The sequence below is a fragment of the Paenibacillus sp. Y5S-9 genome (assembly GCF_036894235.1).
Taxonomy (GTDB): domain Bacteria; phylum Bacillota; class Bacilli; order Paenibacillales; family Paenibacillaceae; genus Paenibacillus.
Genome location: NZ_CP145887.1, coordinates 2,509,104 through 2,525,900, shown reverse-complemented (window position 1 = coordinate 2,525,900; position 16,797 = coordinate 2,509,104). Strand labels below are relative to the sequence as shown.

Annotated in this window: 16 protein-coding genes; 2 read left to right on the top strand and 14 right to left on the bottom strand. The window is 46.0% G+C overall.

The genetic code is table 11. The features are described 5' to 3' along the window. Window positions 1-170: 170 nt before the first annotated feature. The 3 genes from sucD to V6669_RS11255 form a co-directional block, all read right to left on the bottom strand. Complete coding sequence (gene sucD / locus V6669_RS11265; RefSeq protein ID WP_036609382.1) at window positions 171-1,100, bottom strand: succinate--CoA ligase subunit alpha; 930 nt, start codon at window positions 1,098-1,100, stop codon at window positions 171-173. A gap of 63 nt (window positions 1,101-1,163) precedes the next feature. Beyond that, window positions 1,164-2,324: an ADP-forming succinate--CoA ligase subunit beta gene (gene sucC / locus V6669_RS11260; RefSeq protein ID WP_036609384.1), complete on the bottom strand. Its 1,161-nt coding sequence runs from the start codon at window positions 2,322-2,324 to the stop codon at window positions 1,164-1,166. Window positions 2,325-2,567: 243 nt separating this feature from the next. Beyond that, window positions 2,568-3,023: a MarR family transcriptional regulator gene (locus tag V6669_RS11255; protein ID WP_076208912.1), complete on the bottom strand. Its 456-nt coding sequence runs from the start codon at window positions 3,021-3,023 to the stop codon at window positions 2,568-2,570. 478 nt (window positions 3,024-3,501) lie between these two features. Here V6669_RS11255 and V6669_RS11250 point away from each other — a divergent pair, with 478 nt between their 5' ends. Beyond that, entirely contained in the window at window positions 3,502-5,112 is a 1,611-nt protein-coding gene (locus V6669_RS11250) for a YifB family Mg chelatase-like AAA ATPase (protein WP_338593799.1), read from the top strand. Window positions 5,113-5,369: 257 nt separating this feature from the next. Here V6669_RS11250 and V6669_RS11245 read toward each other — a convergent pair whose 3' ends face one another. The 10 genes from V6669_RS11245 to rplS form a co-directional block, all read right to left on the bottom strand. After that, a complete protein-coding gene (locus V6669_RS11245; RefSeq protein WP_074094554.1) occupies window positions 5,370-5,921 on the bottom strand; it encodes a nitroreductase in 552 nt (183 codons plus the stop codon). 281 nt (window positions 5,922-6,202) lie between these two features. After that, window positions 6,203-7,399, bottom strand: a complete 1,197-nt coding sequence (locus tag V6669_RS11240) for a carboxypeptidase-like regulatory domain-containing protein (protein WP_338593798.1) — start codon at window positions 7,397-7,399, stop codon at window positions 6,203-6,205. A 60-nt stretch (window positions 7,400-7,459) separates the two neighbouring features. After that, a complete protein-coding gene (locus V6669_RS11235) occupies window positions 7,460-7,621 on the bottom strand; it encodes a paeninodin family lasso peptide (RefSeq protein WP_139331839.1) in 162 nt (53 codons plus the stop codon). A 321-nt stretch (window positions 7,622-7,942) separates the two neighbouring features. Further along, complete coding sequence (locus tag V6669_RS11230; RefSeq protein WP_289392001.1) at window positions 7,943-8,341, bottom strand: YraN family protein; 399 nt, start codon at window positions 8,339-8,341, stop codon at window positions 7,943-7,945. Then, window positions 8,335-8,646 (bottom strand): EscU/YscU/HrcU family type III secretion system export apparatus switch protein, encoded by a 312-nt coding sequence (locus V6669_RS11225; protein ID WP_289392000.1) that lies wholly within the window; start codon window positions 8,644-8,646, stop codon window positions 8,335-8,337. The genes V6669_RS11230 and V6669_RS11225 overlap by 7 nt, the downstream gene beginning before the upstream one ends. Then, window positions 8,643-10,700 carry a DNA ligase gene (locus V6669_RS11220; RefSeq protein ID WP_338593797.1) on the bottom strand — a complete coding sequence of 686 codons (2,058 nt, stop codon included), beginning with the start codon at window positions 10,698-10,700 and terminating at the stop codon, window positions 8,643-8,645. Before V6669_RS11220 ends, V6669_RS11225 begins: the two co-directional genes overlap by 4 nt. Before the next feature lie 30 nt (window positions 10,701-10,730). Continuing rightward, on the bottom strand, window positions 10,731-11,432 hold the full coding sequence (locus tag V6669_RS11215) for a ribonuclease HII (protein ID WP_289391997.1): 702 nt from the start codon (window positions 11,430-11,432) through the stop codon (window positions 10,731-10,733). Between the two features lie 460 nt (window positions 11,433-11,892). Continuing rightward, complete coding sequence (ylqF, locus tag V6669_RS11210; protein WP_062833774.1) at window positions 11,893-12,756, bottom strand: ribosome biogenesis GTPase YlqF; 864 nt, start codon at window positions 12,754-12,756, stop codon at window positions 11,893-11,895. 30 nt (window positions 12,757-12,786) lie between these two features. Further along, complete coding sequence (gene lepB / locus V6669_RS11205) at window positions 12,787-13,407, bottom strand: signal peptidase I (RefSeq protein WP_017689211.1); 621 nt, start codon at window positions 13,405-13,407, stop codon at window positions 12,787-12,789. A 358-nt stretch (window positions 13,408-13,765) separates the two neighbouring features. After that, the gene (rplS, locus tag V6669_RS11200; protein WP_024630190.1) at window positions 13,766-14,107 is read right to left on the bottom strand and encodes a 50S ribosomal protein L19; all 342 of its coding nucleotides are present in this window, start codon (window positions 14,105-14,107) and stop codon (window positions 13,766-13,768) included. Between the two features lie 348 nt (window positions 14,108-14,455). On the opposite strand from rplS, the gene V6669_RS11195 reads away from it, so the two are divergent. Then, the gene (locus V6669_RS11195; RefSeq protein WP_338593796.1) at window positions 14,456-15,421 is read left to right on the top strand and encodes a polysaccharide deacetylase family protein; all 966 of its coding nucleotides are present in this window, start codon (window positions 14,456-14,458) and stop codon (window positions 15,419-15,421) included. Window positions 15,422-15,424: 3 nt separating this feature from the next. On the opposite strand, the gene V6669_RS11190 is transcribed toward V6669_RS11195, so the two are convergent. Further along, window positions 15,425-16,672 (bottom strand): hypothetical protein, encoded by a 1,248-nt coding sequence (locus V6669_RS11190; protein WP_338594904.1) that lies wholly within the window; start codon window positions 16,670-16,672, stop codon window positions 15,425-15,427. Window positions 16,673-16,797 lie beyond the last annotated feature (125 nt).

Here is a 16,797-nt window from a genome sequence, read left to right as displayed (position 1 = left end):
ACGCAGATGAGAGACAATTCCTCACCCTTTTCCCGTAAAAAAACGCAAAAAAAGCAACCCTTCGCCCTGTTCAAGGACAAAAGGTTGCTTACCTTTTCCGTAACCATAATAGTCGGTCTACCAGAAATAGATCATTTCCGAGCCGTTTCTTCTATTATAACGAAAAAGAATTAATGTGTCGTGCACAAATTCAAGATACCGCGTTCCTCAAGTACACTCACCAAAGTCGAACCCATCTCAGCAGGAGTTGGTGCTACTTTGATTCCACATGATTCCAGCTTCGCAATTTTCTCTTTGGCTGTACCTTTGCCGCCAGAGATAATAGCGCCAGCATGGCCCATCCGTTTGCCTGGAGGCGCTGTTACGCCACCGATAAAGCCAACAACCGGTTTGGTCATGTTTTCACGTACCCAATCTGCAGCATCCTCTTCAGCTGTACCACCAATCTCACCAATCATGATGACCGCATGAGTCTGTGGATCTTCATTGAACCGTTTGAGGATATCAATGAACTCGGAACCTTTTACAGGGTCTCCCCCGATTCCTACAGCAGAAGATTGTCCAATGCCACGTGTCGTCAGTTGATGAACGGCTTCATAGGTAAGTGTTCCACTACGGGAAACAACGCCTACGTGCCCTGCCATATGGATATAACCAGGCATGATACCGATTTTACATTCGCCTGGTGTAATGACACCTGGACAGTTTGGTCCGATCAGGACGGTATTTTTACCTTCCATGAAGCGGTCAACCTTGATCATGTCAAGAACCGGAATACCTTCTGTAATACAGATTACGAGGTCCAGCTCAGCATCAACAGCTTCCATAATGGAATCTGCTGCAAATGCAGGAGGAACGTAAATGACGCTCGCTGTTGCGCCTGTAGCTTCCTTCGCTTCCTGCACAGTGTTGAACACCGGCAGACTAGCTACTGTACCATCTTCCAACGTGATATCCACATTAGTTCCGCCTTTACCCGGTGTAACTCCGCCTACCATCTGGGTTCCGTAGTCCAATGCGCCCTTCGTGTGGAACATTCCCGTTGAACCCGTAATGCCTTGCGTAATGACTTTTGTATTTTTATCGATCAAAATACTCACGTTGCTTCACATCCTTACGGTTATTTTTCAATTCCCGGACAGCTCCGGTACTAAGGAATGAACTTATTTTACGAGGGCAACAATTTTCTGTGCACCATCGGCCATGGAATCAGCAGGAACGATATTCAGGCCAGATTCACCCAGAATACGTTTGCCAAGCTCCACGTTAGTTCCTTCAAGACGAACAACCAGCGGTTTGGTCAGGCCAAGCTGCTTCGCGGCTTCAACAACACCATTGGCGATAACATCACAGCGCATGATGCCACCGAAAATGTTAACAAAGATCCCAGCTACTTTGGCATCGGACAAGATGATCTTAAATGCTTCAGTCACCTTCTCCGTTGTTGCACCGCCCCCAACGTCAAGGAAGTTGGCCGGGTCTCCACCGTAGTATTTGATAATGTCCATCGTTGCCATCGCAAGTCCCGCACCATTGACCATACAGCCGATGTTGCCATCAAGTGCTATGTAGCTGAGGTCGTATTTGGAAGCTTCGATTTCTTTTTCATCCTCTTCATCCAGGTCACGCAGTTCCAAAATGTCTTTGTGACGGAACAAGGCGTTGGAGTCAAAGTTCAATTTCGCATCTAGCGCGATAACGTTTCCATCTCCGGTAACAACGAGAGGATTGATCTCGGCAATAGAGCAATCTTTTTCGACAAATGCAGTGTACAGCGCAAGCATGAACTTAACAGCTTTGTTCACCAGTTCATTCGGAATCTTAATGCTGTAAGCCAGTTTACGGGCCTGGAACACTTGCAATCCAATGGCAGGGTCAATAATTTCTTTGAAAATTTTCTCAGGTGTAGCTTCAGCTACTTCTTCAATCTCAGTACCGCCTTCTTCGGAAGCCATCATAACTACACGGCCTGTGGCACGGTCCACAACAACACCAACATAATACTCTTTGCGGATATCGCATCCTTCTTCAATCAGAAGACGTTTCACTTCTTTGCCTTCTGGTCCAGTCTGGTGTGTTACCAATACTTTGCCCAGAATTTCGGAAGCATAGGCACGAACTTCATCCGTACTCTTCGCCACTTTTACGCCGCCGGCTTTACCCCGGCCACCTGCGTGAATTTGCGCTTTAACAACAGTCACCGGACTGCCCAGTGCCTCTGCGGCCGCAACCGCTTCATCGACTGTATAAGCAACCTTTCCGTTTGGAACGGTAACTCCATACTGTTTCAGTACTTCTTTTCCTTGATATTCATGGATATTCATTCTCGAATCCTCCTATCAACATGACTGCAACAAGGCGGGTTGGTAGACTAACAAAAGACAAATGTTGACTATTTTCACTTAAACCCAATTCATTGTAACACGTTTTTAAAACGCTTTCCTTAAAAAATTAATGGTTAATAGACAGTATTTTGATATGAGTATGATCCCATATTGTGAATGCTTGGGTATAAATGGAAAAAACCTCAGCTAAAAGCTAAGGTTTCCTTGATGTAAAACTACATTTTATTTTTTGGCTGCGTTAGTGTTGGTTTGGTGAACTTTCTCCAGCAACCCTTTGAACTGACCCAGTAAAGCTTCAAACTCTGTACTGTTCAGACACGCATCTCCCTGAATGGATTCAGGTATGGACAATGCCTTGTTCCGCAGCTCACGGCCGGAGTCGGTTAATGTAATTAATACTTTTCGTTCATCCTGAGCAGACCGTTCGCGATTAATAAGTCCTGCTGACTGCAACCGTTTGAGAAGTGGTGTCAACGTTCCCGAATCGAGATAGAGTGCCTCCCCGATCTCCTTAACCGTACATTCTTCACGTTCCCACAATACCATCAGAACCAGATACTGTGAATACGTTACGCCGAGCACCTCCAGATAAGGCTGGTACATCTTCGTAATCTCACGTGAACAAGCATATATGGCAAAGCATAATTGGTTATCCAGCTTCAAACTGTCAGTCTGCATATATCTTTCTCACCTGCCTATTGTGCATTCTATTCCTTATAAAAAGGAACTATAAATCTATCTTATCACAAATTAGCAAAAAAACAGAATAATTGAGCACAAATGATTTTACTATTCAATTTAATTATGATAAATTAGATTGTGTAAAATACAATCACAGATAGATAATCAGCAGTACATCCCCATGATTTAACAACAATAATAGATAAGTCACGCGAACAGATTCACGCTTTCTCGGGTCAAATTTAATAATCATAATGAAAATTTATACGTAACCATTTTCGCCAAAGCTATTTAATGATTTCCTTCCAGAAATAAAATTCAGGGATCAGGAAAGATGACTACAGCAATGATAATGACAGGTTGACTCCATGATTCCTTTTATATAAAATGCTTAGTAGAAGCTGAGGAAGCACCTTAATTCGTAGACTGGCCCGTATTATGCGGAGTCAAGAATCGAGTGAGGTGTTTCTTTGTCATGTACGGAAAATTACACAGTGCGTGTTTGTACGGAATCGATGGCGTTCTGATCGAGGTGGAAACCGATCTATCCAATGGTCTGCCACAGACGTCCATCATCGGGTTACCAGACTCAGCCATTCGAGAGGCCGTTGAACGTGTTCGTGCAGCGATCAAAAACTGCGGATATCAGTATCCGTTACAGCGGATCACAATCAATCTGGCCCCCGCTGATCTGCGCAAAGAAGGATCTTCCTTTGACCTAGCTATTGCTATTAGTTTACTTATGACAAGCGGCCAGCTCGTACTTCCTCCCGAGGAACGGACATTAGTGGTTGGCGAACTGGCCTTGGACGGTTCGATCAGGTCCGTGCCCGGCATTTTATCCATGGTGGATCTGGCCAAACGACAAGGCTTTACGTCCGTGCTCCTGCCTTTGGATAACGTGGAGGAAGCGTCACTGATTCGAGGTATCCAGGTGTTTGGCATACGTCATTTACAGGATATTGCTCCGAAAAATCCAGATCAACCCGCTAGTTCAGTGGGAATACTAAATAATTCAAATGCAGGACCAGTCGTGTTGAAAAATTATGCTCACCTCGCTGCTCCTATAACAGATAGGCCACAGAAGATAATGGATAAAAAGACGAGACAGTCTTCATTACTGGCAGATGACTATAGTGATGTTCTGGGGCAGCACCATGTAAAACGCGCGCTTATGATTGCTGCAGCCGGCATGCATAATATACTGCTCGTTGGACCGCCAGGCACGGGCAAAACGATGTTAATCAAACGTTTGCCTACCATCCTTCCACCTTTGTCAGAAGATGAAGCGTTGGAAGTTACCAAAGTATTAAGTGCCGCAGGCAAGTTGAAAGAAGCGCCTCAAGGCCTGATTGCAGACAGACCTTTTCGCTCGCCTCACCATACAATATCCACCTCTGGTCTGATTGGAGGCGGCGGTATCCCAAAACCGGGTGAAGTGAGTCTTGCCCACCGGGGCATATTGTTTCTGGATGAATTACCTGAATTCCAGCGCCAAGTGCTGGAGGTATTAAGGCAGCCGTTAGAGGATCGCACAGTGACAATTAGTCGGGCTCGCGCTGCATTCACCTTTCCGGCCCAGTTCATGCTTGCATGTTCCATGAATCCCTGTCCCTGCGGATATTTGTCCGCTCATTCGGAGGAGCAACGCTGCATATGTAGTCCAGCCCGCGTTGCCGCGTACCGAGCCAAAATTTCAGGACCACTGCTGGACCGCATTGATCTTCAGGTTGAGGTTCCTCCACCAGGCGAGTGGCGCAAGTCTGCTGCTTCCCCTTCCTCTGAAGAAATGCAGGCAAAAGTGATCCACGCTCATCAAATTCAGGCTACACGTTATGCCAAAAGTTCGGTTCGTTGGAATAGCCAGCTTTCGGGCACGCTTTTGCGACGAACGATCCATCTCCCCCAAGAGGCAGAGCAACTGTTAGAGCAAACGCTGCAAACGTTAAACCTGAGCATGCGTGCACATGATCGAATTATCAAAATGACACAGACTATTGCCGATCTGGACCATGAAGGTGAAATTGTGACAGCTCATGTGGCTGAAGCCATCCAGTATCGTCAGTTGGATCTTAATTTATTTTGAAGCTATTTTAAGAAGCGTATGGAGGAAAGAACAGGCCTATTTACCCAAAGGCAGTGAAATGGGCATGAAACTGTAGACAGCAGATGTAGACAGCAGAGAAAGATCGAGAAGGATTTCTTATGCAGATTCTACAATGCGGATACGCCAACATGACAAAAAACGTACAAGCCCTTCTCTTCTGTGAAGAAAGGTACTTGTACGTAGATTTCCCTGTAAACGTAAGGGGATCTTATATAGCTAAGGACTACAATAATTTATTATTCAAAAAGAGTGAGTTTGTCCTTGGCTGGTGTGCGTTCTTTGGCAGAAGGAATAACATCAGGATATCCCATATAAATCATACCTACAATCTTCTCTCCCGCCTCTATTCCCAGCGGTTTGCGGAATTTGGGAGCGTACAAAAATGGCTTGGTCACCCAGAACGTTCCAATGTCTTCACTCCAGGCTGCAAGCATAAAGTTCTGAACCAATGCACTGACCGCAGCGAAGTCTTCGTCCCAGATATTCTGTCTTGGATCTTCTTCCAGCACGACAAGCATGACGGATGGAACTTGCATAATATTGGCTGAGAATTTGTTGTCTTCTCCCATTTCTGCGTCAATAGCCTCAGCCAGTTTCTTCCGTCCATTCCCGGTAAACAACAAAAATCTCCAAGGTTCACGCAGTTTATGGTTAGGAGCCCAGACTGCAGTGTCCAGCAATTCTATGATTTGCTGTGTAGGAACAGCTTCTTTTTTAAACTTTTTCACCGTACGACGGTTTTGAATCGCATTTCTGACTTCATTTGTTGTTTTCGTAGCTTTACTCATCGGCCGTACCTCCTGTTTATAAAATCATTTGCAACCGCAATAGTGATTCGCGGCCTTGTACATTCAATATAATTTCTTTATGACATAATAAAATACCAGTTTACCTTCTTGATTATACACCCATCTGATCACGAGATTCAAAGGGGAGGCAACGGTCAGTACCGTTAGGGTCATTACAACAGAAAAGACGACTCTGAATCTTGATTCACCACGAGGGATCATAAAGTCAGAACCGTCTTTTATTCTCATGTTATTTATTCACATATCATATCAACGAGTAATCAATCGTCGTAACTCGCCCCTTCAAACGTGCCATTCCCTTCAAATGTGCCATTAACAAAATCCATTTTGTTGTACTTCTCCTGGTTACCTGCAACATCTGTACTATAGTACTCTACCACCTTGACATCAGGGGCATAAAACTTGACGGGTCCTTCATAGTTTTTCCATTCTGCCCCATTGATTCGATATTGCGTTGTTTTTACGCCCGAACCTTTGACTTCATCTGTTGCCTGAAGTCTGAATGTAAATCCTTTGATGTATATTTTCCCGTTCACAGTATCTGTAATAGGAACTAATCTGTACTTGGTTACTGGAGGTGTAATATCTGCATCTTTCTTAAGTACGATATTATACGTATTATGATCTCCTTTTACAAGAGTAACGCTCAGGCTCGTTTTTAAATATCCTGCTGCTTCTCCCGTTATCGTTTTAGCCCCTGTTGGTACGCGCTTTATTAAATAGTTGCCTTGAGCATCTGTTGTTGCCGAACCTCCAGCATTAACTTTAGCCCCACTTACTGGATTGCCCGACTCATCTACAACTTTTCCCCGCACGTGTGCCGCCTCTGCCAAAACAACATCCACTCTCAAGGTTCCTCCCTCCCGAACACTCAAGCGATCCTGTTCATATAACATATAATCATCGGCATCTACCCATATTGCAGTGTTCGGATTATAGGCGTAATCAATTCCTGTAACCACATATCGACCATGCTGATCAGTTTTCACTATACGATCAAAGACACTTGTTACTTTTATACGAGCATCTGGAACAGGTCTGCCTGCCTGATCTTTGACTGTTCCCACAATTGTGGAAGGTTCATAAATACGAAAATCTAGCTGTATTTGTTCTCCACCGGACAATCCGTAGGAGCCATAGTGTCTGTACGTCACATAACCCTCTGCTTCAACTACAAAAGTAATGTCCGTATTGTCTTCAACGGACTCTATAATACTATACCGCCCATTCCCATCCGTCTTCACGCTTTTCTCTGACGTATCCCCACGATAATTAAGCCAATACTTGACAGTAGCGTCCTTGACAGGTAATCCCTGACGATCAATAACTTTACCTGATACAGTTGCCTGGCTAGATGGATCGGCTGCATAAGAAACTCCGGAATACATGATTCCAAACAAAATGAAACATAAAGATAGTGTACTTAGTCGAATTATCCATTTGATACTTGTCTGCATCTTCTCACTACACCTCACCATTTATTTTATTGATCAAACATTCCTCTTTAACCTCTTAAATTAACTGACCATAAGTTCAAGCTTCCAGAATTCTCCGTCCCAAACATATTGCCAAATCCCCTGTCCACCGTTCATGGTCTCGCTGATATCCAGCACTTCCATCCGAGGGCACTCCCATACTTGTTTTACTGTGTTGTTCGAAGTATTCTGAAGCTCTTTCATACATCCCACCAACCTCTCTTTAAATTTCAACTTTCTTAGTTTATTACAAATGATACATTTTGTATCTATAAATTTATGAAATACACTGATTTTATTATCAATGCTCTATCCTCTGTTTGGTGACTTCATAGTTAAAACAAAAAAAGCCGCAGCTCCTGTATGAAGAGGAACTACGACTTTATTATATTAACTAATTTCAAAACAAAAACAAATGAAAAGATAAGACATAATTAAACTTGTACTTCGAAATAACTGACCAACCCACATTAAAAAGATACATTTAGTATCAATAAATACAGCAATAACTTTTTAGTGTAATTCTTAAAAAGCATTAACAATATGATTCACAGAGACAGTCTCTCCTGCTTGATCAAGCATTACGGCAATTACATCAAAACGGATCTGAAGTTCCGTCTCTCCCTTCATTTGCAAATACACGGATGCGGTTGAGCGCACCTGCTGCATTTTACGCATATCCACCGATTCCTGAGGTGTACCGTACTGAGTGGCTCCACTTCTGCTCCTTACTTCTACAAAGACAATCAGGCCCTCGTAGGAAGCAATGATGTCAATCTCACCGCTACGGCAACGCCAGTTCTGTCTAATGATCCGATAATCGTTCTCTCGCAACCATTGACAGGCAGCCTCTTCACCTAATCGACCCTTCTGCTGTCGTGTAAGCTTCAGTCCCGGCTCCTTGCCTGATCTATGTTCTACCATGACTCGTCTTCCTCACGTCCTGAAGCCAGTCGATCTGCACGGTAGACGTAGGTTAGAACCTCTGCAACCAATTGATACAGTTCTGCCGGAATCTGTTCATCCAGATCCAACTTGGAGAGCACCTCCACAAGTGCTGCATCCTCCTGAACAGCCACACCGTTTTCTCTGGCTTTATCCAAAATGGCTTCTGCCACTTTGCCGCGCCCCTTGGCTACAACAACAGGTGCTTCGCTCTCTCCAGGAACATATTTTAGGGCAACCGCCTTTTTGGAGAGCAGGTCCGGTTGTGACGACTCGTCTTTCATACCTTCAAGTCCACCCCTTTGTATCGTTCAGGACTATAGTCCGAGGCCCTCGTTTTTCGTTCCGCGCCCGGCTCCTGGCCCGCAGGCCACGGTTCCGCCTTGAAGGTCAGCAGTTGATAGCCCAACTTGTCCAATGCCTGATGGATTACCTCTCGTCCGCTCTCCAGAAGCGGCCCCATCCCTTCCCGATCATTTAATACACGCAGACTGACAATGTTATTAACCACATGTACATCTACCAGAGTTGGCCCAAGACTTTTCATGTCCAGATCAAACCATAGACGGCAGTTGGACGCATCCAGCTCTCCACGTGGTCCACGACGTGACTGAATCTGAACAGACGCCGTTTCTTCCCCGTCCGGTCCAGTGATCGGAATAAACCAGTGCATCTGTGCAAAGGTAGCACTGCGATCTGTCGTCAGCAATAACTGCTGACCTGTCAGATATTGCACCGCTTGTCCGGCGGCATCCTTAAGCCCCGCCGGTGCACCTTCGCTGCTGGCAAGCTGCAGCAGCAAGCCCTTCAGCGTGTCCGCATTCGCCGGACTCGCCGCATCACCCACGCGCGGCTGCGCTGCCGCGCCGTGAACGGCCTGCTGCTCGTGCTCCGCACCGAGCAGCTTCAGCACGCGCCCCACCCACGGGTCCCCCTCGTGGGTGACAGGCGCGTGCAGTGCCGCAGCTCCCGCAGGTGCTGCGGCACTACCGCCAGCCGGCGGCGCATCAGCGCCGGCTGGCAACGGCTGTGGCACGCCTCCGGCAGCCGCAGTTGCCTGGCCGCCCTGCGATGCAGGGGCGGCCTGTACTGCCGCACCAGGCTGTGCCGGTGCGGCAGTGGACGCGCTGCGCAGGGCGTCCAGCAGCGCCAGCAGCTTGGGCGCCAGCTGCGCTGCCGTAGGCGCTGCTGGCGCCGCCTGGCCTGCTGCGGACGGAGTCCCCGCAGCAGCAGGCGTATCAGCGCGGCCGTCAGTCCGCCCGGCCGCGCCTGCTTCAGGCTGGCCTGCACTTGCACGGCCAGCCACAGATTCAGCTGCCGCCCCTGGTGTACCCGGGCGGCTCCCAGCTTGGCCCGCGTCAGCCCCGCGCGGGCTCTCGCCAGGTATTCCGGTTCCAGACGGAATACCCGCAGCCCCTTTGCCAGCCGTTTCAACGTTGCTGGCAACTGCCTTGGCCCCAGCTTCAGCATTTCCTGCGCCTGCGACGGTCTGCTGGTTTCCTTTCATCGCAGTACCTGCATCCTCTGCCCCACCATCCGTCATGGATATAGATCCTGCCAATGCCGCTTGTCCTTGTTGCGTTGACAAAGCAGGTGTTCCGGTTACAGTCACCTGACGACCATTGCCTGATGCAGCCAATCCTTCTTCCGTCTGTGATGCATTTGGTACTACAGGTACACCAGCCATGACTGCTGGTTTCAATGTAGCAGATTGTTCTCCAGGCAATACCGGTTTACCTGTTGTTTGTGTCAGCATCGTTTCCAACTGATCAGCCAACCCGCTTAACAACTGATGCAGAGGGGGGCCAAACACCGTCTGGTGTAATCCTTTTACTGTTTCCGCCGTAACCGGAAGCCCACGTTGAAAAGCAATCCCTGTCGCCTGCACCCATTCTTCCACAGGGACCTGTGCAGGTTTGGCAGTCATCATATTCTGGACCATAGCCACATTATCCTTCGTGAGCGGCACTCCGCTACGCTGCATGGCAAGTAACAGTTCCCGGTTCCCTTTTGTATCCGGCAGTCCTACATCCTTAAGCAGGTTGTTCAGCGAAGCTTGTGGCAGCTCAGCAAGTGTTCCAGCCATAGGTTTCATTACCGTAATGCCATTTTCACCTGGAGGTTGCACTTGAAGCAACGTGGTCTCACCCGGACGGAGTGGAGTCTCCAACTTGGCGCGCACCTGCACACCTTGAATCTGCAGAACTGCTTCTCCTCCATCATCGGATACACTAACGACGGAGCCACGAACCACCTGACCTTCCTTTAATTCAAGCGGTTTGGCATTGCCGGGCTTACTATCTCCCATTAACCCCTTAATCATGGAACCGATATTCAAATCTCTCCCCCTCCTTCCTTCAAACCTGTGTTAAAACAAAGATTGCTGCTCTCCAAGCAGGTTGCCCAGAAAACTGCGCCGATGCATCGGGGTTGCCCCCAACGCCATAATTTGCTCCCGATGAACTTTTGTTGCATATCCTTTATGTATCGACAAACCATATTCCGGATATAACGTATCCCATTCTTCCTTACATAGTCGATCTCGCGTTACCTTGGCAATAATCGATGCCGCTGCGATCGATTGACTATTGGCGTCACCTTTAATAATGGACAGTTGAGGTACATTCAGATCCACCTTCTCGGCATCCACCAGCATATAATCAGGCGTTTCTCCCAATGCTTCAACAGCTCGTTTCATCGCGAGTCTCGCCGCCTGCTTGATATTAAGCCGATCAATCGTCTCTGCATCCGCGTACCCGATACCTACCGCCAGCGCCTTTTCCATAATGACGTCATATAGTGCATCACGTTTTTTCTCCGTCAATTTCTTGGAGTCATTCACACCTTCCAGAATGAGATCCTTCGGTAAAATAACCGCCGCTGCGACAACATCCCCAAACAAGCATCCCCGTCCTACCTCATCAATACCAGCAATACGTTCAAATCCACTGTCCCAATACTCCCGCTCGTAGATCAGCAGGTCTCGAGGTTCACTGGCTTCTTTTTTCTTCTTCGGTCCAACCGGGGTATCCAGTAGATTCAACCCGATCTCTTCATTATTTTCAACCATAACGCTCATCTCCTCTACCCACGCTTTTTCAGCATGCGTATCACTTACAACTTTTTTATAATATAGACGTAGATCCTCTGTCTTTTGTTCTGTACAACCTGTCACTCTCAGCAAAACTTTTCCTTGAGATTTACAATATAAAGATAGTGATGTCTTCATTTATCGGTATTTGATGGTTTAAATTGAATATATCAGACCTCGACTAATCTAAATTGCACCACCATTCATCATAGCACGATTTAGACGCACCTGATATATAGGCCAGCCAATTCCATAAAGCGTACTGTTCTTCAATCCTCTTCCATTTTATCGTTTCGACATATGTTCCAGCGCTACTTCCGCGTTTGTATACAAAAAAACGACCGCTCCGGGTAATCCGGTAACGGCCGCTTCTTTCGGCACTTGTATATATGAAATGAACAGATAAAGATAATGATCTTCATCGTGTAGAGTCCATTTTTTAATAGGGAGCTTCCATAGAAAAACGTCCCATTTTACCCGCGCGCAGTTCACGCAGAAATGCTCGTGATGCCTTTTCCAGATCAATGCGTCCACCGCTTACAACACATCCACGGACACGGCCGACTTGTTCCATAATCGCAATAACACTGTCTGAATCATCTGCATCCTTGGAGAACTCCTGAAGTCCGTATCTCTCTTCCAAAGCATCCCAGTAATAACGCATCAGGTAACTGATTCCAAAAAAGGCAATATCCTCTGCATTCAGAATTTCCTCTTTGATTGCACCTGTTACGGCAAGACGATAACCTACATTTTGATCTTCGAACTTAGGCCACAGAATACCCGGAGTATCCAATAACTCCATTTCTTTGCCTACCTTGATCCACTGTTGCCCCTTCGTCACACCAGGACGATCTCCTGTTAACGCAATACTCCGTCCAGCCAGTCGGTTAATCAGTGTGGATTTACCTACATTGGGAATCCCTACGATCAACCCGCGAACCGCACGAGGATTAATCCCTTTAGCAATTTGACGGTCAATTTTTTCTTTAAGAAGAAGCTTGGCCTGCACGGGAATATCTTTAACATTGGTTCCCGTCGAAGCATCTACAGGAAAAGCGGTAATTCCTTCTTTTTTGAAATATTCAATCCATTCTTGCGTCACTTTGGCATCTGCCAAATCCGATTTGTTCAACAAAATCATCCGGGGTTTATCCAGCAATATTTCGTCAATCATCGGATTACGACTGGAGACAGGCAGACGGGCATCCAATAGTTCGATGACCACGTCGATGAGCTTTAACTTATCCTGAATCTGGCGTCTGGCTCGAGTCATATGACCTGGAAACCATTGTATCGTCACCTTGTCTTCACCTCATTATTTACTTCAATTTCAGTGGTTGATCCACTTAATCTCACCGATCGGCCAGAAAATCACATCTGCACGACCAATAATATCTTTTAACGAAACATAACCGATCATACGGCTGTCTGTACTATTTGGACGGTTGTCTCCCATAACAAATACATGACCCGCCGGCACTTTGCCATCAGGGAACTGCTCATTCGGGAAATCCTTCACGTTATAGGTTCCACCATTTGCTTCAGCTGCATCAATGGCTCCTTGAATATACGTTTCATCAACCTTTTTACCGTTAACCATCACGGTATCGTCCTGAACCTCAACTGTATCACCTTCAACAGCAATAACACGTTTAATGAAATCTCGACCTTCGGATGGTACGTGGAAGACGATAACTTCACCGCGCTTCGGTTCTCTGATATCATATAAGATCTCGTTGACGATCACACGTTCACCCGTTTCAAAGTTCGGCTGCATAGACGGACCGTCCACAACAAACGGTTTGAAGAGCAACCACCGAATCAGAATGACGAGAACTAATGCGATAACAATGGCTTTAAGCCATTCAACAATTTCATTTTTGGCTTTTTTGGATCGACTGTTTTTCTCTTCGGCAGGATTGCCCCGGTCATGTTGAACTTCTTGTTCCATTCAAGATCTTCCTCTCTTCACAGTACATGTTTATAGCAGTACACACATCCAGCATTCTGTATCGTTCCAATAACTCCATGGATGGATACAAAACATTCACATCAGTTATGTAATCTTACACCAAGCATTACAGTACATTTAATCCACAATTCAAATGCCTTCAAGAGGTTGTTCAAAAAGTCGGTACTAAAAACCGGTCTTTTGAACACGCACTTCAATAACTGATTTTACAAGCCTCCCGGACTATTCCCCGCATGTGTTGCCATACCATTTTACTCGGAAGTGTACCTCCGGTTCAACTTTTCCCGGACAAAAACGAAAAGGGCTTGTCTCCAAGCCCTTCCCGGTATCCGTTATATTAACGAATTTCTTTAATTCTCGCTGCTTTACCGCGTAGTTCACGAAGATAATAAAGCTTCGCACGACGCACTTTACCACGGCGAGCCACTTCGATTCTATCGATTTTTGGGGAATGAAGCGGGAAAGCTCTTTCCACACCTACACCGTAAGAAATTTTACGAACTGTAAAAGTCTCACTGATTCCACCACCACGGCGTTTAATCACAACACCTTCGAACAATTGGATACGCTCACGAGTTCCCTCGATTACCTTAACGTGCACTTTCAAAGTGTCACCAGGACGAAAACTCGGAATATCCTTACGAAGTTGTTCTTGTGTAATCGCTTGAACGATATTCATCTATGACTCCCTCCTTCCGTACAGGCGTTCATACTTCTTCCAGAGATCACCTTGTCTCCTTCATTATCCATAGAGGACCGCCGTATTCCACATAACAGACTTATTGTATCACGCAGCATATCAAAACACAAGAGAAATTAAACAAATGCCTATTGTTCAATCTGCCGCTCTGAAACTCATACATCACATGTTGACTTCATTCTAAAATACATTCTCTCATTGGACCGTGAATCAACGCTCTCAACTGCAAGTCAAGCTGATACAGGAAAAAATACTGTAACTTCCCGTGTAGAAATATCGTCTATGATATAACTTAATGACCACCTTAAAAGGAGAACCCCAAGACTCATGAAATATTGGAAAAAGATCACACTTGCCCTACTCGCCATGCTCATATGCTCCATTACACTGTATGCATATGCCGTAACTCATCCAACGAATGCACTGTCACACAAAGCCTGCACATCCTGGGACATAGTCAAACGTAAAGCATTCGAGCTGTCACACACTGACTTCTCTAACCAATCTGCGCTGGATCGTTCTAACTTCAAGATTGAACAAGGTACTGCTACAGAAGTTCCTGTGCTGATGTATCATTACATAGAGCCCAAATTGAATAATCATGAGACAGATAATAAATCCATCATTAATCTGGAGGATTTTGAGCAAAATATGAAATACCTGCATGATGAAGGCTACCGAACAATTACACTGGATCAGCTTGAACAATATGTTAATGGAAAGTTATCCTTACCACAGAAGTCCATTGTAATTACCTTTGATGACGGATACCAGAACAATTATACATTAGCTTACCCTGTGCTTCAGCAATATAATTTTCATGCCTCGCTGTTTGTCATAGGCAGTAAAATTCAGGAGCAACCTTCGGAATTTGAGCCCGCCATTAACAGTTTCATCTCCAAGCCAGAGATGCAGGCGGCAACTGACGTATTTGAATTCAACAGCCATACCTATAACCTGCATCACAAGGGATTTATGCGCTGTGGTAACAGTGTGCCTGTCGGTCTGGACACCAGTCTTCTGGATGATGATATCCAGCGTATGAAGCAAACCGGAATAGACACACCTTATCTGGCATATCCTTTTGGTTATACTAGTACACAGATGATCTACAAGTTACAACAACATGGATATCGCATGGCCTTTACCGTAAAGTCTGGATTTGTGCATCCAGGAGATCATCCCATGAAGCTGCCTCGCTTGACGGTCACCACAGGTACTGATTTGGCGACCTTGCTTCAACCCGAATCCAGTCCGCAGAACGAATCATTTGCATCGGAGAATGACCAGTAAAATCTACACTTTAACTTCACCGCCCGGATACAGAGTCGAGCTATACAGCCTTTTGGGCTGTGGCTTGGCTCTTTTTGCATCGGTAAGTGATAATGTCATCGGAGAGCTGGAATAAATCACTGCTTCCTCTGCGTCATAGATGATGATCTGTTCTTTCCCCGTCTGAACCAGGTCTGCATGCACCGCATATCCCTCTTTCGGGAATTCAGTAACCGTTTTCATGTCTCCATCTACCAAAGAAGGCAATACATCTCCACCTCGGCGATACGCCAAAATATAATCGAGTCCACCCTCATCCCAGTTACATACAGGCTCTATAATGGTTAACCAGCCACGAGTCGTGCGATTTTCTTTCCAAATTTCTTGCCCTGTACTATCGAGCATGAACATTCCATCCTTACCATTCTCATCCCCTCGGACAATCCGGTCCAGACCTGCAATCTGTAAACCTTTCATTCCAGAACAAAAATGGCCCAGTGCAATATGTTGTGATTCAATCGAATCTTCATAACGCCACTTCTCATTACCGTAGCGGTCCATCATGACCGTCACACTGCCACCGATAACAACCTCAACTTCCCCATCACCGTCAACGTCTCCAAACCATATACAGTCAGCATGATCCTCGAGATTATGACAAGACCATAATAACGTCCCATCATGATCCAGCATGTCATACCCCGCCATCACTTCATCTTTCCCATCTCCATCGATATCATATACCCATGGAAAATGTCCTGGGTTTCCCTCATGCTTCCACAACAAATTAAAATCATGGTCAAGTGCCCATAACGTCTTATAGCGGTCTTTCAGTATAATGTCCATTTTCTGCTGGTTGCCAGTCAGGTTGGCGAGAATAATGCAGTCATGTGCTTCATCACCTGGCAGATCACGTGTTTCTTTGATCTCTCCGGTCCGGCCATCCAACACGAGAAATTGTTTGTTAATGACACACAATACTTCATTATTTCCATCTCCATCCCAATCTGCGATCTGAGCGGGATAGTCTGAACCCGGACCACCTGCATCAGGATCAGGAGTTCCGACCTGCCATAGTAATGTTCCTTCCAGATCAAACGCAGTCAAACAACATACCTGATGCGGGACATACCGATCGTCTATACCCCCATCTGCCTGTACCAGCAACATTTCAAGTCTGCCATCCCCATTAAGATCTCCCAAAAGCATTTTGCAGCGTTCTCCGCCTTCGCTAATATCTACTCTGGCGATTTCATAAGGCTGATTGCTCATCATCTTCCTCCTCAGCGTATCGTTAACATTCCATTACAGCTGAGTTCAACATAAAGAAAACCCCTGATTTTTACAACCCTATTATGTGCTCATGCAAAAATGTTCAAAGCTGCAAAAAAGTACCT